The sequence below is a fragment of the Cerasicoccus arenae genome (assembly GCF_014651635.1).
Classification (GTDB): Bacteria; Verrucomicrobiota; Verrucomicrobiia; order Opitutales; family Cerasicoccaceae; genus Cerasicoccus; species Cerasicoccus arenae.
On record NZ_BMXG01000004.1, the window covers coordinates 125,970 to 149,649 of the forward strand.

Below are 23,680 nucleotides of genomic sequence, written 5' to 3' on the forward strand. Positions count from 1 at the left end.
ACACCATGGCCGAAACCATTGCACCGAAGCTTTCGAAAAACGAAACGATTAAGGAAAACAGCGCATTTCTGCGCGGCACGATCCTGGAAGGATTGGCCGATGTCATTACTGGCGCGTTGTCTGATGATGATACCCAGCTGACGAAGTTTCACGGGATCTACCAGCAGGATGATCGCGACGTGCGTAATGAGCGTCGGAAGCAGAAGCTCGACAAAGCATATAGCTTCATGGCCCGTGTTCGCGTGCCCGGCGGTGTTTGCACCAGTCAGCAGTGGCTTGAGATGGATCGCCTCGCGGATACCTATGCCAATGGCACGATCAAGCTCACCACGCGCCAGGCCTTCCAGTTTCACGGCATCATCAAGAGCAACCTCAAGCAGACGATCAAGGAGATCAACGAAGCTTGTCTGGACACCATTGCGGCCTGCGGCGACGTGAATCGTAACGTGATGTGCAACCCGAACCCACACCAGTCGGCAGTCCATGCTCAAGTGCAGAAGCTCGCGGAAGACATCAGTAACCACCTGACGCCCGCTACCCGCGCCTACCACGAAATCTGGCTCGACGGCGATAAAATGGCTTCGAGCGAAGAGGATGTAGAGCCCATTTACGGTAAGACTTACCTGCCGCGTAAATTCAAGATCGTGATCGCCGTTCCGCCAAGCAATGACGTGGACATCTTCGCGCACGACCTTGGCTACATTGCGATCATCGAAGACGGTAAAATTATTGGCTACAATGTCACTGTTGGCGGCGGTATGGGGATGACCCACAATAACTCCGCTACGTATCCACGTGCGGCCGACCATTTAGGCTTCATTCTACCCGAGGACGCGATCAAGATTGCCGAAGCAGTTGTCACCACTCAGCGCGATAATGGCGACCGCGCCGATCGCAAGCACGCCCGCCTAAAATATACCGTTGAAGACATGGGTCTCGATACCTTCCGCGCGGAGGTGGAGAAGCGTTCCGGCGTGAAGATTCAGAAGCTGCGGGATTATACGTTTGAAAGCACCGGCGACCGCTACGGCTGGGTCAAAGGAGTGGACGAAAAGTGGCACCTGACGCTCTTTATCCAAAACGGTCGTGTCTTGGACACCGCCGAATATTCGATGAAGACCGCCCTCCGTGAGGTGGCAAAAATCCACACCGGCGATTTTCGCCTGACTGCGAATCAGAACCTGATCATCGGTGCGGTGTCGGATGCGGCAAAGTCGTCGGTCGAAGCCATTCTGAATGAGCACGGCTTGATGGACCGCTTGAACACCAGCGGACTCCGCTTGAACTCGATGGCCTGCGTTGCTTTACCGACATGTGGTCTGGCGCTGTCTGAAAGTGAGCGCTACCTGCCGGATCTCATCACCGACATTGAATCGATTCTTGATGAAGCGGGTTTGCGTGACGACGAGATCGTCATCCGCATGACTGGTTGCCCCAATGGCTGCGCGCGTCCATTCCTGGCCGAAATCGGTCTGGTGGGTCGCAGCCCTGGCAAATACAATCTCTACTTGGGCGCAAGCTTCACGGGTAATCGCTTAAACAAGCTCTACCGTGATAGCGCGACTCAGGAGCAGATCATTGCCGAATTGCGGGAGATTCTGGTGCGTTACGCGAAAGAGCGCAACGAAGGCGAACACTTCGGAGACTTCACGATCCGCGCGGGATACGTGAAAGCTGTCAATGTGGCCAAGACGGATTTCTGGGCCGAGAATTAATTCTCAGCCTTGGCGAGTTTTTGCCGCTCTTGCTGAATACGCGTGTAAACTTGCGCGAAGTATCCAGCTTTGAGCCGTGCCCACATTACGCCACGTTTTCCGTCGCGCCAACCGCCCATGGCGAACAGACAACCGAGGAAAAATATCGGCGCTAGCAATGGCGTTCCCATCAGACGGTATTTGATCTTTTGCGGGTGGCTCCATTGGTGCTTGGCCGCGGGATCATTTGCCAAGGCCATGTAGCGCTTGGCCTCCCACGAGGCATACTCTGTGTGCTTACGCGCCCAGTGTTCTGGGCCACGCATGTCGCGATGGTCGATCTTCGCGTGGATGACGCCGGTTGAGCCATCGAGTACGGGGTGTTCATGGATTTCCATGTCCAGGGCGCTCCATTGCGCTTCATCAATGCGCTCATACTCACCGCTTCCCACGCGAAAGAGCGCGAGCTTGCGGAGGGGATAGCCGCCTTTCAGCGGTTGTCCTAAAAAATAAATGCTGTAGTTCAACCAGAAGCCAACATGCGGGGTATCAGCGAGTGCGGCGCGGAGTTCGGTTTTAAATTCTTCCGTCAACCATTCGTCGGCATCCAGAAAAAGAACCCATTTGGTTTTCGGTTTATGTTCGCGCAGGAACCAATTGCGCTTTTTGGGGAACTGGCCATTCCATTGAAAATTGATGACGTGTGCGCCGTGCTCTTGGGCAATCTTAACGGTGTCGTCCTCGCTATTGGAATCGACGACAACAATCGCTTGTGCGAGATCAGAACCAATCGACTGTAAGGCGGCACCGAGGTTTTCAGCCTCATTGCGCACGGGTAAAACGATAGTGAGATCTAACAGGCCGCTCATTTGGCGAGGACCTCCAAGAGTTCATTGATGGTCTGATCGAGCGAGAAGCATCGGTCATAGCATTGTCGTGCGGCAATCCGCATTTGGGCGCGGTCTTGCTCGGTGAGTGCGATGAAGCTCTTTAGCAATTTTTCAATGCCGGCAAGGTCGTCATTTTCGACAAGTCCAGCGTGATTGCTTTGTACCTCGCGCCAGATGTTGACCTTGTTAGTCATGAGCACGGGTGTTCCTACGGCGAGGGCTTCCGCCACCACGATGCCGAAGTTTTCCTGATGAGATGGGAGCACCATTGCTAGGGCTTCGGTGAGTGCGCCCCACTTGGCTGCGCCTGTCACCATGCCGGTGAAATGGATGGCATTATCGCCGTCGGCAGCGGTTCGAAGGTGGGCGGTGAAATCGTTGTCTTGTGCAGGGCCAGCCATGACTAAATCGGGCAATGCATGTCCCTCGTGCTTGAGCTTTCGGTAAGCGCGAATCAGCAGGTCGCCGCCTTTCTTTTCGTGCAGGCGCCCGAGGTAGAGCAAGTAAGGTTTTCCCGGTTTTACGGGTGATTGCTTGCGCCACGTCTCGGTGGAATCTTGTACTGTGAAGACCGAGGAGGGGATGCCATAATGGACGACTTTTTCATGGCAACGATAGAGCCAGAATGATTCCCGGGCGAGATTGCGCTCTTCCTCTGCGGTAAAGATTACTGCATCCGCATCACGCAAGACTCGATACTCTGCCCAAGGCCAGTAAAGCCATTTTTTAAGGTGCTTGAGCGGATAGGTTTTTTTGAACCATGGGTCGAGCATACCATGGGTGAAAACATAATAGGGCGGCGCACTATTTCCGAGGCGACGCTTTGCTTTCCAAAGAGAATAACCATGGTACTGCCAAATGCCCTCAATGATCACGCAGTCATATTCCTGCAAATGTTCGTCCAACCAAGCATCAAGCGCTGAGCAATAGCCATAGCTGGTTTTACCCGGCCCGACTGCGATGATTGGAATGGATAACTTGAAGCTGGCCGCTGCGTTAGCATCATCGACCGAAACGACAACAACATCGTGGCCACGCTTCAAGAGAGCCTCAGTGGTGGCGCGGACTCCTTCAAGAACACCGCCGCCCTCTGGATCAGCGGAATGTATGAGTCGTAGAATTTTCATCGGTTTGCGCTGATAATGTCGCAATAGAACTTATAGTAATGAGCGATCATTTGTTCGGCTGTGAAGCGTTCTGCATTCTTGAGGCCATCAGTAGAAAGTTGCTCTAGTCGCGGTTCATCAGCCAATAGCTCCGCCAGTTGCCGACCCGCAAGGGCTTCAGCCTTGGGGTCGATGAAAAGTGCATCCTTACAATTGGACCGCAATGGTTCGATGTCGGAGACGACGATGGGACAACCGCAAGCCTGCGCTTCTATGGGGGGCCATCCATATCCCTCAGCGAGGGACGGAAATAGCAAGCAGATTGCTTTGCGATACAAAGCTTCAAGCAATTCGTTGGATACATCCTGGATGAATGCGATGGAATTCTCCAGACCATGTGCGTTGCGAAGCATCTCCTCAGATGGCGGTTCGCCGACGAAAAGCATATTGAGGTTGTGTTCGCTGCATTCGCTAGCCGCCCGGAATATATTCAAGGCACCCGCGCGGTTTTTATACCAACTGTCATTGCCAACATGAAGCACCCAATTGCCGCTGATGGCGTTTCCAGATAGCGATTTTATTTCCCGGGATTCGACAATGCGTCGATCGGCCTCAGCTTCATCAATGCGTTGAAATGGGTAGTTCAGCCCCATCGGAATTACGCGAGTGTCCGCACTTATGTCGGGGGCCAACCGGCGTAAGTCATCATGGGTTTTTGAGGAGACACAGAGAATTGCAGGAGCTTTCTTGATGCCGCTAAAAATCCATTGCTGCTGAAGGCCGCCGGTTCGCGATTTACACTGTCCCGGAATTTCTCCAAGCCAGACTTTTATCGCTAGCAAATCATGACAGCAGAGCACACTTGGAAACTTCGAAAAGAGGGGGAGATACATCGCATTACTGTGATCGCAAATATGCACGATGTCCGGTTGGAATTCTTTAACGGCTTTCCTGGTTTTTGCCCATGCAAGAATATACTTATCGAGATAGCCCATCCATTTTCCCAAGCCCGATGCAGTGTTTCGGCCACGACCAAAGAAAACTGGTGGCGTTACAGTTGCAACTTCACAGCCTGATTTCGGAAGCGCGCGCTCCAGCATTTGTGCATAGGCTAGCATGCTAAATTGCCGGTCGGGGGCGTAGTTCTTTAACAGCAGAACTTTCATAAGGATAGAACTGCGTCCACGATTCCTTGGCGGTATGACTTCCAGGAAACCGTTGCTGCCTTAATGGGTGCCGCTGTTTTCATTGCTTTGAGTCGCTCGGGGTGCTGTTTCAATAGAAGTAATTTGTCCGCAATTGATTCAGGGGAGCGGATAGGCACTAAGAAGCCAGCTTGCCCATCTTCCACAAGATCAGGTGCGCCTGCATTAGCCGTCACGATAATCGGTAGGCCACAGGCCAGAGCTTCCTGTTGGACTAACGCGCGCCCCTCGACCAGTGATGGCAAGACTAGCACGTCGCATGTCTTCATCAGAGCAAGCACTTGATCGTGCGGGCGGGGGCTATAGTGGATGAAATTCGGGTAAGCTTGGTGATAAAATTCCATCGGTGCCAGCGGACTGCCCATAACATGTAATTCAAACTGTGCAGAATCTAGTAAGGACATTGCCGTCATCAAATCGCCTAGTCCCTTACGCTGGCTCATCGATCCGGCGAAGAGCACGCGAAGCTTATCATTTTCTGACTTAGTGCTCGTATGCGGAATGATTCCTGTTGGCGAACCAAATGGAATTACGCGCACTTGTTTGCCTTTGCGGATTTCCTCTGGGATGGAATCCGCTACGAATGTGCTGGGGCAGACGATGCATTCTGCCAAGCTAAGCTCTTCTTCTTTGCGCAGGTATTTGTCTTTCGAATCCTGAACCCCGCTGAGGGTTGGACGCCAGTTGGGCAATCGCTCTGCTTCCTCTTCCATTATCCGTCGGCTCGCTTGCCAATGTGCAATAGGCAGATCATAAACCCGCCGCAGGTCGCGTTTTTGAGCCACTCGAAAAGTCTCCAGTGCGCCGTCTTCATAAGCATACACGCAACTGATTTTATCATTCTGTTTTAATCGATTCGAGACTTGGCGGTCGAAGTGTTGATAACATGCATCCACGCTCGCCCAACCAAACTCATGTCGCAGCAGGCTTACCCAATGCATTCGTGAGGCGATCAGACGCACAGCTTCGCGCCATGGGTGTAAATGCAAAACCGGGGCGAGCTCCGCTGGATACGTGCGTCGCGCTAGTTCTGAGAATCCAGGCAATTTTGAGATTTTGGCGACGGCATTGTTTCCACATGCAGCAATGCTCAAGTGAAGCTCTTTAAGTAGGCTCGCGTCCTGAAGACCAATGGCTGCCTCGCGGACAAAGTTATTGCCGGTTGGATGTGCGAGCAGAACATTCATGCTTCTAGCAACGTGCGGTATAACTTTGGATAAAACGACATCGGCGTTAAATGTGTTTCCAATGACGTCATCGTGGCATGAGATCGCTCTAGGTATTCGGCAGATGACATTTGCGTTGCTCGCTCGATTTCAGTTGAGAGGCTATCGATATTTCCAGGTTCGCAGAGGAGAGCTTGGTCGCCCGCAGATTCAGGCAAGCCTCCGTCACGACTCGAGATAACTGGGATGCCGTTTGCCCTGGCTTCGAGTGGTGTTAGTCCCATGTCCTCTCGGGTGTTTGGAGGGGCTACTAACCAACGTGCGGCGCGTATTCGCTCGCGCTTAATTCTCTCCGAAACAAAGCCATGTATTGCTATTTTTCCAGGAGATTTCCGGGCAAGCACTTCTAATGAATCACGGAGCGGTCCGTCGCCCAGAATATGGAGAGGCCAGGCATTGTGGTCAATGTTTGCAGCTTGGTATGCCTCAATGAGGGTTTCCGCACCTTTGTTTGGAATCAGTCTTGAAACGAACACAAACCCGCGACGATTTTCGATAGGAGAAAAGTCTATGGCCATCTGCGAGACAGTGGGGATGACCTGACTGTCAGGTCCATCACAGGTGCTCCATGATTGCTGAACAAATTTGGAATTATAGAGGCGATAATGCGCCAAACTCGCACCAAATTTCCAGCTGGCTGTGCGTATACGTCCACGATCGAGCAAATGATTATGAATTGTCTGAACTAGCTTGCCACCGGAAAGCCGCGTCATCAATGCAATGTCTGGCGATGCATTTTGCGCATGGACTAAATCTGCCGTCGCGATTTCATGAAATAAAGCAGGAGACGCTCGCTGAACAACTGAATATGGCAAGCCAGAGGAACGAAGGATTTCTTCGAGGCGTTCATCGATCTTAGCCGACTTTACCAGTTTTAGACATACCTTTACAGAGAAGGATTTTTCTTCGGAGAGGTAGCGTCCGAGCTCGAGGACAAATGCTTCAATGCCTCCATAAGCGCCCTGGGTTGGACTGAGTATCAGCACGTTCTTCACAAATGCATGTCCATAATGGGGGTGAATGACTGCCTATAAATGAGCATGCGAGTTTTTTAGAATGAACGAATACGGAAGCGTCGACCAAATCTCATCAGCTAGCCAGAATCTTTAGTAGTTGCTGAGCAACATGCGGCGTCAAATTTTTGACGGGAAATGATGGAGGATCTCTGAATAACTGAGAATTCAAATCCTTCAGTTGTAGGATCTGGCCAGAGGGAAATAGTTCTGGGGCAATTCCAATTGTATCAGACGAACCATGGGCAATTACTGGTTTGCCGCGTTCGAGTATTGCGATCGAAGTGCTGCTTTTTCCAATGCTTTCCAACGGCGTTGTTGCTAGGCCGAAATCTACTGCCTGAATTAATTTATCGATATTATCTGAGGAGAGTTCGCCTAGACGTAGGTATTCTATTTGTTCTGTTGGTGCCGATTGAAATGCCTCCCAAGCACCCTCACCGCGATCAATTTGACCAGCAGACAGGATGTATGCCCGAAGACCAGCTTGCTTGAGCATTTTATCTAATGTAAGAAGAAACTCATCAGCTGGAAAGTCAGCAGCAATACGGCCAAAGAGTAGAATGAACAAATCCTCAGCTGAAGATTTTGAAGCTAGATTTAGGCGATAATCTGCAATGGTTTTATCACTGATTGGGGCACGCAGGGGAATATTACTGTAAATGGGAAGCAGATGGACGGGGGTGGCGATTATCTTTGAAAGAAGCGTCCGGTAATATGGAATACTGGTGCAGACACTTTTTGCGCCTTTAATGAAATGTCGAAGGAGTGCCTGCTGAGCAATCCCAAGCAATCGTTCCTTGAGTTTACATTCACGGCCTAGACCGCACCAGGTTTCGTGGCACATCCAATGCAATGGTATTGAGCCGATAGACTTTTTGAGCTGGCTAAGTGTCGTCCACGGGAGTCCTTTATAATGATAAGCAAAAGGCACGTATTGAAGAATCAACTGCCGAGGTTGATTGGTATCGAGCCAGGAAGTTAGATGAGCTTTTCGTTCTCCTTTGGTGAGCTTCTCTGGCAGTCTCAGAACCATAATGCCGTCTTGAAGTTCTTCAGTAGGTGTCTCGACGTAAGGGTCAGCCAGGGCCAGTATGATAGTGCTTTCTCCAAGGGTATTCAAAGCTTGAGCTAGGCGACGAGAATAATCTCCAACGCCGTTACGGTTTGGCTCTAACGATCCGCATATTAGGCCGATACTTCTCATCGACGTTTGAGGAATTTGAAATTCAAGTAAGGAGCTAGTAATACCCTCGGGTGAATTATTCCACGTGCAGCATGGCGTATTCTAGTTATTAATGACCTCGGAGCTTGAGGAGCTTCGGGATAATCGGTTCCAAAAATATCCCTCCAGCATTCTCGACTTTCCACTAACCGAACATCATCCATGGTTTCTGATTTAGACAATGGGTGAAATCTGTAATATCCTAAAAATTGATTAATGAGATGGATTGGATATTTTGCATAAATTCGGCAGAAGAAATCTAGATCCAGGGCAAACGAAAGCGATTCATTGAATCCTCCTAGTTCGTCAAATGCCTGACTCTTCCAAAAGGCAGTTTCGGAGTTGATGTTATAGGGTGTCTCATCTGGATTAAAGGGAATGCTATGGCTCCAGCCAGCAACGTTGTCTGAAGCATCAATCAGAATACGTTCGCCGTGCACCAACATGGATTCAGGGTGCTGGGCGAATGTTTTTACAATACGGCTTATTGCGCCTTGAGCTAGCATGTCATCACTATTAAGAAATGACATGATGTCGCCGGTTGCTCTTTGAGCACCTTCATTAACGGCTGCAGATTGACCATTGTCTGAGTGGCTACGAGCATAGGCTAGGGCAGACCTGTAATGCTCAATGATCTCAGCTGAACCATCTTTACTTCCGCCATCAAGCACCAAGCACTCTACATTCGGATAATCCTGACAAAGGACCGACCGAATCGCAGCTTCCAAGTAATCAGCTTGATTGAAACTCGGAATAATAACGGATACCCGTGGAGTCTCTGATTCAATGCCGGTCAGTCGATTGACTCGACATTGAAACGGCCAAGCCTTTCTGGGCTTGAGAATAGGTATGTCAGTTGGCGTTGAAAGACTCATACCAATTTTCATAAAGTGATTCCGTTTGCTGCACGTGATTTTCAAGCTCGAATGTCTTAACTGCAAACTCACGTGCGGCACTTTTTAAGCGAAATAAGAGCGACGGATTTGAAATGAGTCGAGAAATTGCAGCGTGAAATTCCTCGGAAGTTAAGCCCTCAACCAGCAAGCCAGTTGTTTCGTTTTTAACCATGTCAGGAATGCCACCGATTCGATTTGCGATGACTGGCACACCACAAGCCATGCTTTCTTGGATGATCAGTGGCAAGTTATCCCCGCGAGATGAAAAGAGAGTGATGTCCGCTGAACTGTAAGCACGAACTTTTTCGGTATCACTGGCTAGATGGCCTAATGCCGTAACGGGAATTCTGGCATCAATGCTGTTGCGCAAATCGCCGTTGCCGAATGTGAGCACTTGAAGTCGATCAGGATGCTCATGAGCAACAGCGTTGATTGCATGGCAGAGAATGTCTTGTGGTTTTCGGGGATCGCGTAGGTTTGCGCTCGCGAGCAAAATGGTGAAACGCTTTGGCTCTAACGCTAGCTGTTCTTTACACTTGGCTTGATTGCTTGGGGAATAGGTTTGGGTGTCCAGCCCATAGGGCAAAACTGACACCGGTAAATCGCGCCCAATGCCTTCTCGGACGCAATCAGCGAGCCATTGGCTTGGAGTGATGACATGGATGCGTGAGCGGCTGAGCGCCCAGCGTTTAAGCTTCCATTCCGTTGAAGTCCAATCATGGGAAACGCCGGGATAGGCATTTAGATAGGGACACTTGCCGCATCCACTTCTCCATCGCTCACAGTCGATGCTGAATCCACAATGCCCAGTGATTGGCCACATGTCGTGTATTGTCCAGACTACTGGCTTTGCTTTAGATAGACTCGGGAGGGTCAGGAAATTGAAATAATCGGGATGGAGATTATGCAAATGAATGATTTTTGAATCCTTGAACTGTGCCTCCCCCTTTAAAGAAAATGTCTGTGTTCGGAGGGGCGAAATCGTCAGCCGATCTTTACTTGGTAGGGCCAATAATCGATCAAAAAGTCTCGGCTTGATTTGGCTGTAGTCAGAGGGATAGTCCGCAGTCGCTACACCAATATCTTTGACCATCCATGTTACATCATGGCCTTTGGAGCGCAGTCCCGCTGCTAGGCGTTCCGCCGCAATTGTTGCACCGCCACCACCGAACCTTGTGTGATTTATGAAAAGTTGCTTCAAGGGCGACGGCTTGTTTGCTCGATTGCTTCAATGTAACGTGCAGCCATTATTTCATCGGTGTACTCACTGGACTTCATCGATTGGAAGACCTGCTCCTGAAGATTTCTTCGGGTGCTTTTTTCATTAACGAGCTTATGGATAACCTGCGCCATAGATTTCGTGTCACTGATCTCAACAACGAGCTGCTTATCCAACTTTAGAATGAAATCAAGAGGCTCGCCCACTCCGCTGTAGACAATTGGAATGCATCCTCGCCCCATCGCTTCTAAGAGAGCCATGGGGGTGCCTTCATATTCTGATGTCATCAAGATCACATCAGCCGCATCCATTGCCTCCCAGACTTTCGTTCGAGAAATTGATCCCGTCAAAGTAACACGATCACCAGCAACGGAAAAATTCGATCGTAGCTTTTCACGCAACGAGCCTTCCCCGATAATTTGCAAGTGGAAATTAATGTTTAGCGATAGCAGTCGATTGACCAGTGGAACCAAATCAGATGCTCGCTTTTGCTGATCCTCAAGCCTGCCACACCAGATGATTTCAATGGGGCCGTCTTGCGTTTTGCTGGATAGTTGGGAGGGGAGCGTTACGCCATTTGGAATCACTGATACTGAATGGTCTGCATCTAGCTGATCACACATAGCCTTGGCTTCTTTGCTAACCGAAATAACCGGTTGCCAGTAATCGCGATGATTTTTCCAGCGCGTCAGATTATCACTATCGGGTGAATGGACGACGCCGACCTGTTGAATGCCGGGCACATTACAGGGCCGCAAATAAGTTAAATGCCCACAAAAATAGATGGCTGGAGCCAAGGACTTGAGAATTCGTTTACACTGCCGATGCAAGTGAAGTCGCTGGAGGCGGGACCAATCACGTCCTCTTGGTACAAGAACACGCAGGATTTGAGGAAGCGGATGGATACACTGCCGGGGGGTGAACAGTAGTGATTCATTACTCATCCGGGTCTTGCTTTCTAGCGAGAGGAACTCCACTCGATGACCCATTCGTTTAAGCCCTTGAGCTAAGAACCAATGGACGGAATCAACACCGGTAGGATCATCCGGTGAGACTGCAAAGATAAATGTTTTTACGCTCAATTCGTTTAGTATTGGAAGCGCCGCTTCAACTTAAGAATTGGTTTTTCAAACCAATGCCACGAAGTGGTGGCTAATAGAAGCGTGAACACCGTCCATATCGGAATAAAGAGCCACGGATTTGTCATGGAATCGGAAGTGCCCGAAAGTGAAATAAATTTATATACGAAAAATAGAGAGATAAAATGGTATAGATAGATCCCATAGCTTATTTTTCCAAGGTAAACGAGTGGCTTGCAGTCTAGTATTTTCGGAAAGCGGCTCGTGCGCCCTTCGGTCGAAGTTGCCCAAGTGATACAGCCAATAAAGAAGATGCTGGATGCAAGTAGCCCTAAGGTCGGTCCTTGCAATGACCATATGGGTGCATGCATCGATCCGATGTATACAATTGCAGCGATGGCCATCACCCCGATAAATATCTTATTCCACTGCTGCGCAATTCGCTGAAAGTTTCCATTGGATATCTGAGCGAGTATAGATCCACCGATGAGTGCGTCGAGTTGGCTAGTGGGCAAGTTTCTAACCGAGAGGTAGTCCCAGCCTATGGAGAGTAATATGCCCCGAGATAAGACTGATAAGACAATGAGCAAAATGCTGATTTGCAACAGACGATTTGGTGATGGGAGAAGAACGATCCATGGCCAAATGAGGTAAAATTGCTCTTCAATACAGAGGCTCCAAATATGCCCAAGATATGGATAGTCGCCATTTGGCGAAACTGCTTGCTGGATATTGAATACGTACAGTAAGGCGCTGGCAAAAACTGGCAAGGTATACGTGACCCCAAATGCAAGGCACGTGAATAGCATTGCATAGTAAGGTGGGAAAATACGTAAAAATCGCCGTGCGAAGAATGAACGTATTATGGATGAAAAAGAGGATCCTCGCTTCTTGGATTCCAGCAAAATGCCGGTTATTAAATAACCACTGAGAACAAAAAAACATTGGACTCCCAATGCGCCCCATGAAAATAAGTGCACGAAGGATGCTGCTGGTATATAATGTTCTACTAGAACACCAGTGACAGCGAGGGCACGAATCCCATCCAATTTCGGATAGTATTTCATCTTAGAATTGGCCGGATGGAAGCGGCATTAATCTAATTTCTTCAGGCAATCCGTGGAGACTCCGATTCGGCCCAGCATTGCGTCGATGAGCACTTGGTGCCGATCATATTGATGTATGATTGGTATAATCGAGCCATCAAAATTTCTAACGAGGCCTTCTTCGTCCGGGAGGAAATTATCCACTGGTTCGTAGCCAAGAGTTAAGATCGGGCCGGATCCATTTTCCCAAATACGGTAATTCGAGACCTTCTCATTAACGATCATACCATTATGAGCGGCTTGGTCTGTTCCGTCTACATTAGTCATTCGGGCATTGGTGGCAGTGAGTTCGTCCGTCATGCTACGCAAATAATCTAAGATGCCCTCAGTTGTCCCTATCGTTGTGCCCGAACAGGATACGCGCCTCTCTGAATGGCGTTTAAGATCCTCTTCGCCATATAGTCCACGAAACCAGAAGCTGTTGACGGGGCACGAACCAATCCGGGCATTGGGGTGCTCTAGGAAAAAGTTTAGCTCCGAATTCGTTGGGTAGCTGAAGGGATCAGCTTGAAAGAAAACATCACGGACATCAGTCAATAGGACATTGCTGAAGCGGTCCTTATTCGCAGCGATATAGAGGTAGTAATACAAATACCGAGCACTGGTAATTTTCAGGTAATGCACTCCAACAAAGTTGCGGAAGCGCCGTTTTTGATCCTGATTGCCTGGCCAGTATTGAGAAAACGGCACATAGCTATGCAGCGGGATATTAATCCAATGCCGAGTGAAGCGTTTCTCGACAACAAATTGCGGCAAGAACTTCTTGAACTTTTCAACCTCAACTAAATTTATTTGATAGCCGTAATCCTTGGTCTCTAGAGAGGAAAGGCTATCGTTGATTAGAAGGCAGACTTCACCTGAAAAGTTTACTTGCTTGAGGCTTGTCAGAAACGGGCGAACATTCGCCTCAGTCAGATTGGTTGTACAACCAATGATCAGGTTTTTCATTATTTAATCGGTTGAGAGTTTCTCAGTCATGCTGGAAATAACTGTTAATAGCTGATCGACATCAACGACCAGATCTGCCTTTAACTCGCTCACCTCCTCTGGCGGGAAGTGTGGGCAGTAGGTATAGTAGTAATCTAAATCTAGTGAATGCGCTAGGCGGAAGAAACAGGATGCCCAGTCGTTCAATTTTTGTATTTCAAGCACTTTGGCATCTGGTGGCAAAAAGAGCATGTTGGACAAGCCAGCTCCATGGATTCCAACAAAAAGCTCGGCATTCGCACAGAGCTTCATCTGTTCCAGTAGGCTGTAGTCTTCGAAATAGACAGTTTGAAACCCGAGAGGCTTTAATGCCGATTCGACTTCGTCCTCGTTGATTATTTTTCGTTTGGGAGCTTTTTTTCGACTAATGAATAAGCGAGTTCGTTTCTTTGGGTTACGCTTAATGCCCGCCTGTTGAATGAGGTGGTCACGCAAGGCCTTCATGAGTGGCGGGTTAAATTGGTAGCCGCTTCCCATTTGGGAGACCCATCGCATTTTTTTGAATTTACTGCGTGATGCGGGCTTCATCATATCGAACCGAACATCTGGAAAAAAGTTCAATGACTCATGGACGAAGCTTAACGGCTGGAGGCAACCTGGCAGGTAAATATGAGGTTTCTCTTGGAGCAAGCTTGCTAGGTAAATACGCGGTAGCGCCTCGACTAACCAATGATAGAAACCGATAGAGTAGGTGTCGGTGCACCAATAAACCTCGTTGTTAACGCGCTCCAATTTATACAGCAGGAAATCTCTCGCCCAGCGTCTTAGACGATGATCAGCGTAGAGGGCGGTCACGTTTTTCATCTCATCGTGGTCAGGCTGAAAGTAAAATGGATGTGATTCCAGTAGCGGCTGGAAGCGCTTGTAGATTATGCCCGTCGAAGAAACTAGCACATTGTGGAGCGTCTTGAGCTCCATCTGTGGGAGTGGTCGCTCAAAGTATGATTGGTAAATCCCACGGTGCTCATCATCCACATTACGCGGCAGCCAAGGGAGCATTGTACCGTGGCAATCGAAAACATTTTGAACTAAATCAGAACTATGCATCCGTTGATGACTGAGCGTTTTTTATTTGAATGACAGCAGGAACTCCAACAGCAGTAGCTCCAGCTGGAACGTCGCACAACACCACGGCATTTGCGCCAATTTTTGCACCATCTCCAATTGTTATATCACCGAGCACTTTTGCGCCGGCACCAATAAAGACATTATTGCCAATCGTTGGGAGTTGGCCTGGCGCAAGATAGCCAACCGTCACTTGTTGATTAATCCAACAATTCGTGCCGATTTCGCGCGCGGCTATTATCGTGGAGAAAGCATGCTGGAGGAACATTCCGCCGCCAATTTTGTTAGCAGTTATATAGAGAGAGGTCTGTGGCGGTGTCATGCGATTGCACCAAGCCAAGAGGCATTTTTTAACGAAGTTATTTGGCGCTCCAACGCGATAGTAGAACAGACTACGAAATTCCGGGAAGTTGTGGAAACAATTAACGAAAGATTGCCGACTAAAAGTCGCGGAGTTGGTCCAGCGAAAAAGATCTTGGGCAATGACATCACGGCGGCTTGATTTTTGGAAAAGAAGCCAAGCGGGGTAGGCGAACGCTGCCGCTAATCGGCTAGTCGTCGGCGTATGTATTTCAGGCTGCATGACGTGTCACTGGCGAATTGAGCTTCTGGTCATTCATTTTCAATTCAAGAGCGCTCCAATGCGCGGCGTAGTTGGGCGATGCTGTTATTATAGTAGTTGTGGTAGAGCAACCGAGCGGTATTGGCTATCTTCGGTATTTCGTCGTATGAGTTCGCTAGATGGGTAATCTTATTGGCCATTTCTTGAGCGGAATCGACCACCAAATATGCTTCATCTCTGCCAGAATCAGGGAGGCCCTGTGCGCCGATTGTGGTTGTTAAGAGCGGACGAGCGTAGGATAGAGCCTCAACTGATTTGATGCTTAATCCTGATCCAGTCTGCGCGGGATTGATTACCAAATCGCAGGCAGCATACGCTTCCATTAATGAATCAACATGACCTAGGCTCACAACTTGTTCAGCGGGCCTTACATTTTTGCTAATCGAACCGCCAACCTTTAGCAAAATACTTGGGGAAGATTGATGGACTTTAGGCCAGACTCGATTGAGGAACCAATCAAGCGCTTGTCGGTTAATGGAGTTATCTGAGCCGAGAAATAAGATGGAATTAAGTCCTGCGGGTGGGGGGAGTGGATTTGGCTCAGCTAAATGTCCAACGGTGTAGATGGCAGCTTTTCCTTTACCTATTTCGTTTAATTTTTTTGCCTCCCAGCCTTGGATTGCCAGAACTGAATTCGCTCGCCCAATGCCTTTTCGTTCTTCTGTTTTTGTCGTAAAAAACCATTCAGGAATCAGGCCCGCCTTGAGGAATGACTTATGCCGGTCCGAAAAAATGTCGTGTGTGTCGATTACGCGATGAACAGACGAAGGAAATGCAGAAAATGCGCGGGAGAAAAACACGTATTCAATCAGGACGACAGAAGGCTTGAACGAATTGTTAATGCTGCGAATTGAGTCCAGTACATCGTCGTTAAAGAAATAATCAATGTGCATCGAAGCCCAACCACGGGCGGCAAGTTGCCGAGTAAGCCTATCGGGAAGTGGAATGCCAGCGACGCGAATGTGTTTCCAAGGTTTATTGTATGGTAGCACTGTCAGTTTGTCGCCCCAGTATTTGCGCATTGCATCAAGATCGCCTGCTTCGAATGGGATGTAGGCCAAATGGATGTCATAGCCTAATTCGACGAGGAGGCGATGCATGGCAAGAATCCGTTGTGCATTGCCACTGCCTACCGGATGAGTGGGGACCGGAGTGATGATTAAAAGTTTTTTCACTCCTTACCGGTATCGAATCATCGCATAGAGCATTCCAAGGCGCTGGTAGGCTTGCATTGCACGTTCGAGTTGCTCGAAATCGTTAATTTCACGAAAACGAAAATACCGCAAATCCTGCCTGATAATTTGCTTTAGCAGTTGTACGAACCTGCGCATTGATTTCGTCTGGCGATTCAAATGCAATTCTTGGATTTCATAAGAAACACCAGACCAGAAATTTCGCTTGAGCATCCAGTTGGATGAACGTGTACGCTCTTCAAAAACAATATGAGAGACTAGCATCTTGGAGGTATACCAAATCTCATATCCCTTTGCTTCAATTCGTTGGCGTAGTTCATTGCCCTCGTTGGAGAGCAATTGATTTTTTTTCCGGCCGAGTCGGACAGTGAAGCCGCCAAATTCCTTTATCCGCGAAAGCCAATAGGCACAGTTGCCTTCTCCCAACCATTGATTTGAGGATGTCAGTTGAAAATCTCCTTCTCCCCAATGCATGCCGCTGTAGCAGCCGATGAAGCGCGGATGATACCAGGAGGGGGGGGGGGAGTCCCAGTGTAGATTGATCGGCCCACCGAGCAGCCCCATGGTGCGATCGGTGTCAGCTTCAAAACGCTCTCTTAGGCTTGGCATCCATGTTGCATCAACCAGACAATCATCATCTAAGAAGGCTAGCACATCGCTTTTGGCCGCGTTGATTGCGGCATTACGCGCATGGGAGACACCGGCTTGTGGTTCGTAGACATGGATGATGGGGTTGCAACCAAATGACTGGCTTGCCAAACGTTCGGTCTCGAGATCAAGGCCGTTATTAATGATCAATATTTCAACATCTGAGTCATTTCCAAAGTGCTCATGCCATCGCTTCAATGTTCGTTCCAACATCTGTGGGCGTCGATAGGTGCAGATGGCTACTGTGTAGGTGAGGGGCATGGGATATTTAGTCAGTAACTGCTAGTTGAATAGATTCTGCTTTAATCTGCGTAACCAGTTCAGGTCTTTGTGGTCATGGAGCATTAGTCGTAGCTGCGTATAGCGGTCATCCGGCTTGACCATCCATGATATCGCTTGGCGGAAACAGCGGTTGTGGAAAACCGATTTGGTCGAACATTGGCTGCTTTTAGCAATTGTTTGCGCAATTCGTTTGAGGATTGGGTATGCCCGATCTTGTTGCCGACATCGTAATGAGTAGGCATTCTCTGCACTGATGCCATACGCATCCATGGCGTTTTCAGCGAAGTTCCGAATAGCAAAATCCTGATTGCCTGGATCAACGCCATAGGCCTCGCTCGTGCTGGCTGGATGTCGTCGATATTCAACCGTTGATTCTGGCATATTCTTAATGGAGTGGTGGGCCGATATCCGCACTTGCAGATCGTAGTCCTCGCACTTCCTGTCGCGGAAATTTCCAACAGACTGAACCGCTGACTTTTTAAGCATTATGGTATTTTGCGCGTAGGCATTTGCGCGCAATAACGTGCATCGAATATCCAAATCGGTGAGCGGGACGCCAAATGCTTGGTTGATTGGTGTTCCCGTATGATCAATCAAAGACACACTTGAACCGAAAAATGCGAGCTCGGGATATTTTTCCCAGAATGCCAATTGTCGTTCAAATCGATTTGGCAAACAGCGGTCATCGGCATCCATCAGAGCACAAGCTTCGGTTGGAGATTCATCAATGAGCGCTGCGCGACTTAAGCCAAGTGGAAGTGGTTGGTTGAGAAAAACCTTACCTGGTAGTCGATTCGGTATCCAATGCTTCAGGCATTCACGTGTGCCATCGGTCGAGCCGTTATCCCATACGTAAACATTGAAGTTCGTGATGCTTTGTTTCGTGAAGCTGTCCAGACATTCTTCTAGAAAGGGCATGGCATTCAGCACCGGCATGAGCACCGTGAAGGCAGGGGTCATCGAGCGTTTTTATTCGGTTTAATGCCGTAAATCATGCCAGACGTTTGATCGTCCGTCCACTCGGACTTGAGTAAGATGAATCCGGAATCGAGTAATGTTTGGGCGATTTGCTTGGGATGCTGGTCCTTGTCGACGACGTGCCACTCCATCATAATGCAAGCGATCCTGTCCCATGTTGCTGAGTTGCTTAGCTCTTCGAGGATCGCGTATTCACTGCCCTCGGTGTCCAGTTTCATGATCACCGTTCGTTCGGGATGCGCTGAAATTACTTCTTGAATCGCCGTTGATGCCTGCCTGACCTCGATGGTGATTTCTTCGCAATCGTCGGCATGGTCCCGCTCTGTCAGCACCATTGATGAACGACCGCGGCGGGAATGGTTTAGTAAGAATGTATGCTTTCCGTCTTCATGGTAGAGACCAAAATTATGGAGATGAATCTTGGCTTCCACATGTTGATTGAGTGCTAAATTGCATTGCGCTCGTTTATAGGTTTCCGGCGCGGGTTCAAAGCCATGAATGATGACATCATCCAGTTTGTTGGCTAAGTAAATCGATGAATAGCCGACATTGGCACCGACATCAAGGATCAGAGCAGGACCCGCAAGGTCTAGGTCGTAATCCTTGGTCATGAAAACTTCATAGAGGACATAAAATTCTTCGCTGGTGCCGACGTTGAACCGGCAGGCATTCACGGTTGCGATAAATTCATCATTGGCGGAAAGCTGGATTTTTACTCCATTTAGCACTAGCTGGTGGATCCAGTTATAGCCTTCCAATATAATGCTGATGGCAGCCTTAGATTTCAGCTCGAGCCCAAATTCAGGAATGGAGATTCCGTTGTCCTGCACGGAAATGGAACCCAACGGAATATGGTTCTTGAGGATCGTTTCTCGCCAAGGCTCAAGATACGCAGGGAAACGATTTCCCTCGGTTTTGAAAAGCTTCCGGAATAGTTTGCACATCATCTGCTAGGATTGAGGATTGTGGTTTTGGCGAAATTCAAATGGCACCGTTAGCAGTGCATTGAAGCCCGATGAACGGCATTCCGGGTAATCTGCTTGTGCGATTACACTGATGGCTTTGATTCGATCTACCTGTAAAAGCGGGCCGAGCTGTGGGTGATGGACATAAACCGTCGCGAAATAGTCGCCCGGTTTGAGCGGTGAGCATTCTAAGGTGTAGGTAATGCTGACGGGCTTGTCGCCCGTGCATTGGGCAGAATATTGATGGGGCAGACTGACTAGCTGTAGTACGCGGACGTTCTCCTGAGTCTCAAGCGCCATATCGATGTAAAGCTCTGGAGGGGCAGCTTTGGCATCGAGAAGTATCGTAAATTCAATCCGGCAGGTTGAGCGATCAATATACTGATAGGTGGCGTTGAAAGAGGTTAGTTTAAGACGTCCATCGTTAATTATGACACGTCCATCAATTTTCATTTCCTCCGATTGGAGGTAACGGCGCATGACTTGATGAGCTGGCCCGTCGGCAACGATCTTTCCCCTTTCTAAGAGAATAGCGCGGGTGCAGAGGCTTTCGATCGCAGAGCTGTTATGGCTGACAAAGATGATGGTGCGGCCATCCTCTTGGATGCTACGTATCATATTGAGGCACTTCTCTTGGAATCGCGCATCGCCGACGGCTAAGACTTCATCGACAATCAGGATGTCTGCATCCAAGTGGGCAGCGACCGCAAAACCCAAACGGACAGTCATCCCCGATGAGTAGCGTTTAATAGGCGTATTAATGAATTTTCCAATTTCTGAAAACTCAACGATACGGTCGAACTTCTGAGCGATCTCGTCTTTGCTCATCCCCAGGACCGCCCCTGAAAGGAAAATATTATCACGGCCCGAAAGCTCGGGGTGGAAGCCGGTGCCGACCTCAAGGAGCGAAGCCACTCTCCCGCGAAGAGTTGCCTCACCCGATGTGGGTTCGGTGATGCGCGAGAGGATTTTGAGCAGCGTGGATTTACCGGCTCCGTTATGGCCAATGACGCCAAGGATCTCGCCCGTTTTCACCTTAAAACTTACGTCATCCAAGGCGCGTAATTCATTACCGTTCTTATCGGCTGTTTTACGCGAACGACCGCGCAGTGATTGCCATACAGCGCTCAATTCCTCGCGTAAGCTGCCCGCTCCAATTTGACCAAGCCGGTAGCGTTTGGAGATGTGGTTTACCTCAATGATGGGTTCCGTCATTAGACCGTGTCGATGAAAGTTCGCTGGACGCGTTGGAAGAAATAAAGAGCGATGACCAAAATGATCCCGGTCGCAACGGTGGAAAATATGAGCGGTATGCCGGGTGCGCTGCCAGCATCAAGCAGCATCCACTTCGCCGTGCTGATTGGGGCAGCCATAGGATTCAGCCAGACCATCCAGCGCCATTGCTCGGCGATCGATGAAACGGGATAAATGACTGGTGTTGCGTAAAGGCCGAGTTGTACTAGGAAACCGAGAGCATGTTGCAGGTCGCGGTATTTCGCAGTAATCGCGGAGAATCCTAAACTGATGCCTAAGGATAGAGTGATTACTAGGATTAGAAGAAACGGAAACCAGAGCAACCGTTGCCAGTGGAATACCGCGGTCTCGCTTCCTGTGAAATACCAGATGCCGAAGCCTGCATAGATGAGTAGCTGAATGGTAAAAGGAATCAGCTGCGAAATCTGCGTCCCGAGTGAGGGGATGATCCGAGGAAAGTATACCTTGTTGAAGAGTGACGCATTGTTTTGCAGAGAATTACCGCCCGCTAACACTGAGCCGGAAAACAATTGCCAGAAGAGCATTCCAGTCAGGTAAAAGAGGAAGGGGGGGGCACCGTCTGTTGGTATTTTGGCGACTTTTCCAAATATCACGGTGAACACCAAGGAGGTCGCCAAGGGTTGTACAATCGCCCATGCTGGCCCGAGAATGGTTTGCTGATAACGCGCAACGAAGTCGCGGCGTATGATTAGCAAGAGCAGATCTCGGTAGCCGCTCAGTTCCTTCCAATTTAATAGCGTGATCCGGCTAGCTGGTTGGATCTTGATTTCGTAAGATTTATCCATGGCGCGTATTTACTTCGCGAGATTTGATGTTGTTGGTGACACATGCCGATAGCACCAGACCGGCTGAAAGTATGCTAAACCCGAGCGTGGTTTGCTGTCCCCATTGCCCACTGAGAACGAGAAACATGCACGAAGAAAATATGAGCCAGGGCAATATGTTACCCTTTTTGAGAGCTCCCAGCGCGTATATGACGAGCATCACTACGAGCGAGAAACGCAGCATAATGTAGAGATAGCCGAACAGGGGGCCAATTTCCGCCATGATACGCCCCCATTCACTTTCGCCGCCAAGGAACTGGCGTTGGCCCACGGACATTTTGGCACCAACGTTTGTTCCAATGCCTAGGCCCAAGCCGATTGGCGAACTGAAATCCGGATTAATCAATGGCGTGAGCAGCTCGCCGAACGTGCGCTCCATCAGTGCTTCCTCCGCGGTATCTTCACCACCCTTGGCTTGCTCCCAACGCGCCATAAACGTTTCGACTCCATCTGAGAAGTAGGTGAATTGTGAGGCGATTAGGAAAAACACGATCATCGCCAGAGCGACCTTGAAGGTATTGTGGAGTTTACTTCCGTTAATGATCAAGCCGATCACACCGAAGACAAACACAAGTAGTACTGACAGAGCAAGCAGTCGGCTGATTGATCCGTAAATCGCCATCACAAATGAAACTCCAGTCGGGATCAAGAGCCAGAGAGGCAGGGTCCGCCGGCTGATGTACTGTGCCATGAAGAATGCGAAAGTGAGTGTGTAGTACTGGGCCACGCCTGTAATAAAGCTAAACGTACCGGGTGGGCGGAATCGACCTAACGCTCCGGTAAAACCGGCACCTTCGACGCCCCCCACGCTACGATTTACCCATGCGGTTTGTGGCGCATAAAACTGGATGCTGATCAAAACTGTCATCGGTATGACCATGAATAGTAGAAAGCGTCCGATCTTTTCCGTATCGTCATAGTCGAGAACTTTGGGAAAGATAAAGATTAACGGTATGGCGAAATAATTGACCATAGTTCCGTAGATGGCCACGGGTATGCTGCCATGGGCTACGAGGGCCATCGGCATGGTAATGAGCGCCAGTAAAAGCGTTACCATCACGAATCCATTGACCACGAATGCTCGCGCTGGAATTGCTAGCAAATAGATGGCGGCGATGACGGGCATGCGCGAAATCAACAGCACGTCTGACAAACCCGGCAGGAACCATTTGCGCAATGATCCATCGAACATCAGCAGCAGAATATAAAGCCAAATGAGGTATTTGAGCAGTGATATGATGCCTGGCTTACGCGGTTGCCTGGTTGGTTGTTCATCGGCTTGAGGTTTAGCTGGCAAACCAAGCCCGTCCGACCCTTGACGCCGTGGCTTTTTAATCAGGGACATCAGCTCAATCCCCCTTGGATGGCAGGAGACTCTGCGCCGTATCGCTTGAGAAGTCTCCAAAGCCGCCGCGCATTCCAATAGCGTGACACGTAGCGCTTGGGATCATGGAAAATGCGCAATAGCCACCCGAGAAAAAATCGGTCGCCCCAACTCGGAATATTGGCTTGTTCGCCGGTTAGAAAAGCAATCGCGGCACCGGTGCAGATGATCGCAGGGCGGTATGGCAAATTCTCCATCAGCCAAGCGCCTAGGACCTCTTGTTTGCCACCCGCGACGTTGATCATGATCAGTCGTGGCTGTTGTTGGCGGATGCGTTGCAGTAACTCTTGGTCTTCTATTTTCCCCGTGGGATAATATGGAGCCGTATAAAAGCAATCCGGTGAAAGCGTGACGCCTTGGTCAGCCAAGTAAGTGCGGGTGCGCGTTGCAGACTCCATGGTCGGCATGACCCACAACTGTTCGGATTCACTTTGAAATGACTGACTCGCCAACATTGTTTCCACAAGAAGAAGCCCGGAAAGCCGCGAAAGCCGCTGCCCCTGCTGCATCCGCCAGCACAAAACGAGAAAGCCGCTATCGAGAACGATCAAGTCGGCCTTGTTCAAAGCGTGATGATACATCGGCGCTAGATCCATCTCTGCCAGATTGGGGCCAGAAGGTGCCACGGTGAGACCGCCCTTGAGCGCAAGTTCGATCGCCGAGGACGCCGTCCCTTGGTAAAAATCAATGCCGAGCACTCGTGTCATTGCCAATTATTTCTTCCACATTCACCCATCGGAGCACGCTGCCGCCTTTGGCCGGATGCGTTGTAACGCAAAGCCAATCGATTCTAAGCGG

22 protein-coding genes are annotated in these 23,680 nt (G+C 49.4%); 1 reads left to right on the forward strand and 21 read right to left on the reverse strand.

The features are described 5' to 3' along the window. Positions 1-5: 5 nt before the first annotated feature. Positions 6-1,715: an NADPH-dependent assimilatory sulfite reductase hemoprotein subunit gene (locus IE065_RS04455; protein ID WP_189512247.1), complete on the forward strand. Its 1,710-nt coding sequence runs from the start codon at positions 6-8 to the stop codon at positions 1,713-1,715. Here IE065_RS04455 and IE065_RS04460 read toward each other — a convergent pair. The 21 genes from IE065_RS04460 to IE065_RS04560 form a co-directional block, all read right to left on the reverse strand. Further along, positions 1,712-2,563, reverse strand: a complete 852-nt coding sequence (locus IE065_RS04460; RefSeq protein ID WP_189512248.1) for a glycosyltransferase family 2 protein — start codon at positions 2,561-2,563, stop codon at positions 1,712-1,714. The genes IE065_RS04455 and IE065_RS04460 overlap by 4 nt on opposite strands. After that, positions 2,560-3,711 (reverse strand): glycosyltransferase, encoded by a 1,152-nt coding sequence (locus IE065_RS04465; protein ID WP_189512249.1) that lies wholly within the window; start codon positions 3,709-3,711, stop codon positions 2,560-2,562. The genes IE065_RS04460 and IE065_RS04465 overlap by 4 nt, the downstream gene beginning before the upstream one ends. Further along, positions 3,708-4,856: a glycosyltransferase family 4 protein gene (locus IE065_RS04470; protein ID WP_189512251.1), complete on the reverse strand. Its 1,149-nt coding sequence runs from the start codon at positions 4,854-4,856 to the stop codon at positions 3,708-3,710. The genes IE065_RS04465 and IE065_RS04470 overlap by 4 nt, the downstream gene beginning before the upstream one ends. Further along, complete coding sequence (locus IE065_RS04475) at positions 4,853-6,082, reverse strand: glycosyltransferase (RefSeq protein WP_189512253.1); 1,230 nt, start codon at positions 6,080-6,082, stop codon at positions 4,853-4,855. Before IE065_RS04475 ends, IE065_RS04470 begins: the two co-directional genes overlap by 4 nt. After that, a complete protein-coding gene (locus tag IE065_RS04480) occupies positions 6,079-7,116 on the reverse strand; it encodes a glycosyltransferase family 4 protein (RefSeq protein ID WP_189512255.1) in 1,038 nt (345 codons plus the stop codon). The genes IE065_RS04475 and IE065_RS04480 overlap by 4 nt, the downstream gene beginning before the upstream one ends. A 94-nt stretch (positions 7,117-7,210) precedes the next feature. Beyond that, a complete protein-coding gene (locus tag IE065_RS04485) occupies positions 7,211-8,341 on the reverse strand; it encodes a glycosyltransferase (RefSeq protein WP_189512257.1) in 1,131 nt (376 codons plus the stop codon). Next, on the reverse strand, positions 8,338-9,246 hold the full coding sequence (locus IE065_RS04490) for a glycosyltransferase family 2 protein (RefSeq protein ID WP_189512259.1): 909 nt from the start codon (positions 9,244-9,246) through the stop codon (positions 8,338-8,340). Before IE065_RS04490 ends, IE065_RS04485 begins: the two co-directional genes overlap by 4 nt. Then, positions 9,212-10,456 (reverse strand): glycosyltransferase, encoded by a 1,245-nt coding sequence (locus IE065_RS04495; RefSeq protein ID WP_189512261.1) that lies wholly within the window; start codon positions 10,454-10,456, stop codon positions 9,212-9,214. Before IE065_RS04495 ends, IE065_RS04490 begins: the two co-directional genes overlap by 35 nt. After that, the gene (locus IE065_RS04500) at positions 10,453-11,556 is read right to left on the reverse strand and encodes a glycosyltransferase family 4 protein (protein WP_189512263.1); all 1,104 of its coding nucleotides are present in this window, start codon (positions 11,554-11,556) and stop codon (positions 10,453-10,455) included. Before IE065_RS04500 ends, IE065_RS04495 begins: the two co-directional genes overlap by 4 nt. A gap of 5 nt (positions 11,557-11,561) precedes the next feature. Next, the gene (locus tag IE065_RS04505) at positions 11,562-12,620 is read right to left on the reverse strand and encodes an acyltransferase family protein (protein WP_189512264.1); all 1,059 of its coding nucleotides are present in this window, start codon (positions 12,618-12,620) and stop codon (positions 11,562-11,564) included. Positions 12,621-12,647: 27 nt separating this feature from the next. Continuing rightward, entirely contained in the window at positions 12,648-13,607 is a 960-nt protein-coding gene (locus IE065_RS04510; RefSeq protein WP_189512266.1) for a hypothetical protein, read from the reverse strand. 3 nt (positions 13,608-13,610) lie between these two features. Continuing rightward, entirely contained in the window at positions 13,611-14,693 is a 1,083-nt protein-coding gene (locus IE065_RS04515) for a glycosyltransferase family 61 protein (RefSeq protein WP_189512268.1), read from the reverse strand. Continuing rightward, positions 14,686-15,033: a serine O-acetyltransferase gene (locus IE065_RS18250; RefSeq protein WP_189512269.1), complete on the reverse strand. Its 348-nt coding sequence runs from the start codon at positions 15,031-15,033 to the stop codon at positions 14,686-14,688. The genes IE065_RS04515 and IE065_RS18250 overlap by 8 nt, the downstream gene beginning before the upstream one ends. A gap of 305 nt (positions 15,034-15,338) precedes the next feature. Continuing rightward, entirely contained in the window at positions 15,339-16,508 is a 1,170-nt protein-coding gene (locus IE065_RS04525; RefSeq protein ID WP_189512271.1) for a glycosyltransferase, read from the reverse strand. A 3-nt stretch (positions 16,509-16,511) separates the two neighbouring features. Continuing rightward, positions 16,512-17,435 (reverse strand): glycosyltransferase family A protein, encoded by a 924-nt coding sequence (locus tag IE065_RS04530; protein ID WP_189512272.1) that lies wholly within the window; start codon positions 17,433-17,435, stop codon positions 16,512-16,514. A gap of 21 nt (positions 17,436-17,456) precedes the next feature. Continuing rightward, positions 17,457-18,416, reverse strand: a complete 960-nt coding sequence (locus tag IE065_RS04535; RefSeq protein ID WP_189512274.1) for a glycosyltransferase family 2 protein — start codon at positions 18,414-18,416, stop codon at positions 17,457-17,459. After that, positions 18,413-19,381 carry an FkbM family methyltransferase gene (locus IE065_RS04540; RefSeq protein WP_189512275.1) on the reverse strand — a complete coding sequence of 323 codons (969 nt, stop codon included), beginning with the start codon at positions 19,379-19,381 and terminating at the stop codon, positions 18,413-18,415. Before IE065_RS04540 ends, IE065_RS04535 begins: the two co-directional genes overlap by 4 nt. Positions 19,382-19,384: 3 nt before the next feature. Next, the gene (locus tag IE065_RS04545) at positions 19,385-20,614 is read right to left on the reverse strand and encodes an ABC transporter ATP-binding protein (RefSeq protein ID WP_229792055.1); all 1,230 of its coding nucleotides are present in this window, start codon (positions 20,612-20,614) and stop codon (positions 19,385-19,387) included. Further along, on the reverse strand, positions 20,614-21,459 hold the full coding sequence (locus IE065_RS04550) for an ABC transporter permease (RefSeq protein ID WP_189512276.1): 846 nt from the start codon (positions 21,457-21,459) through the stop codon (positions 20,614-20,616). Before IE065_RS04550 ends, IE065_RS04545 begins: the two co-directional genes overlap by 1 nt. Next, positions 21,452-22,843, reverse strand: coding sequence for a hypothetical protein (locus tag IE065_RS04555; RefSeq protein ID WP_189512277.1), 1,392 nt, complete (start codon positions 22,841-22,843; stop codon positions 21,452-21,454). The genes IE065_RS04550 and IE065_RS04555 overlap by 8 nt, the downstream gene beginning before the upstream one ends. Beyond that, positions 22,843-23,589 (reverse strand): WecB/TagA/CpsF family glycosyltransferase, encoded by a 747-nt coding sequence (locus IE065_RS04560; protein WP_189512278.1) that lies wholly within the window; start codon positions 23,587-23,589, stop codon positions 22,843-22,845. The genes IE065_RS04555 and IE065_RS04560 overlap by 1 nt, the downstream gene beginning before the upstream one ends. Between the last annotated feature and the right edge of the window lie 91 nt (positions 23,590-23,680).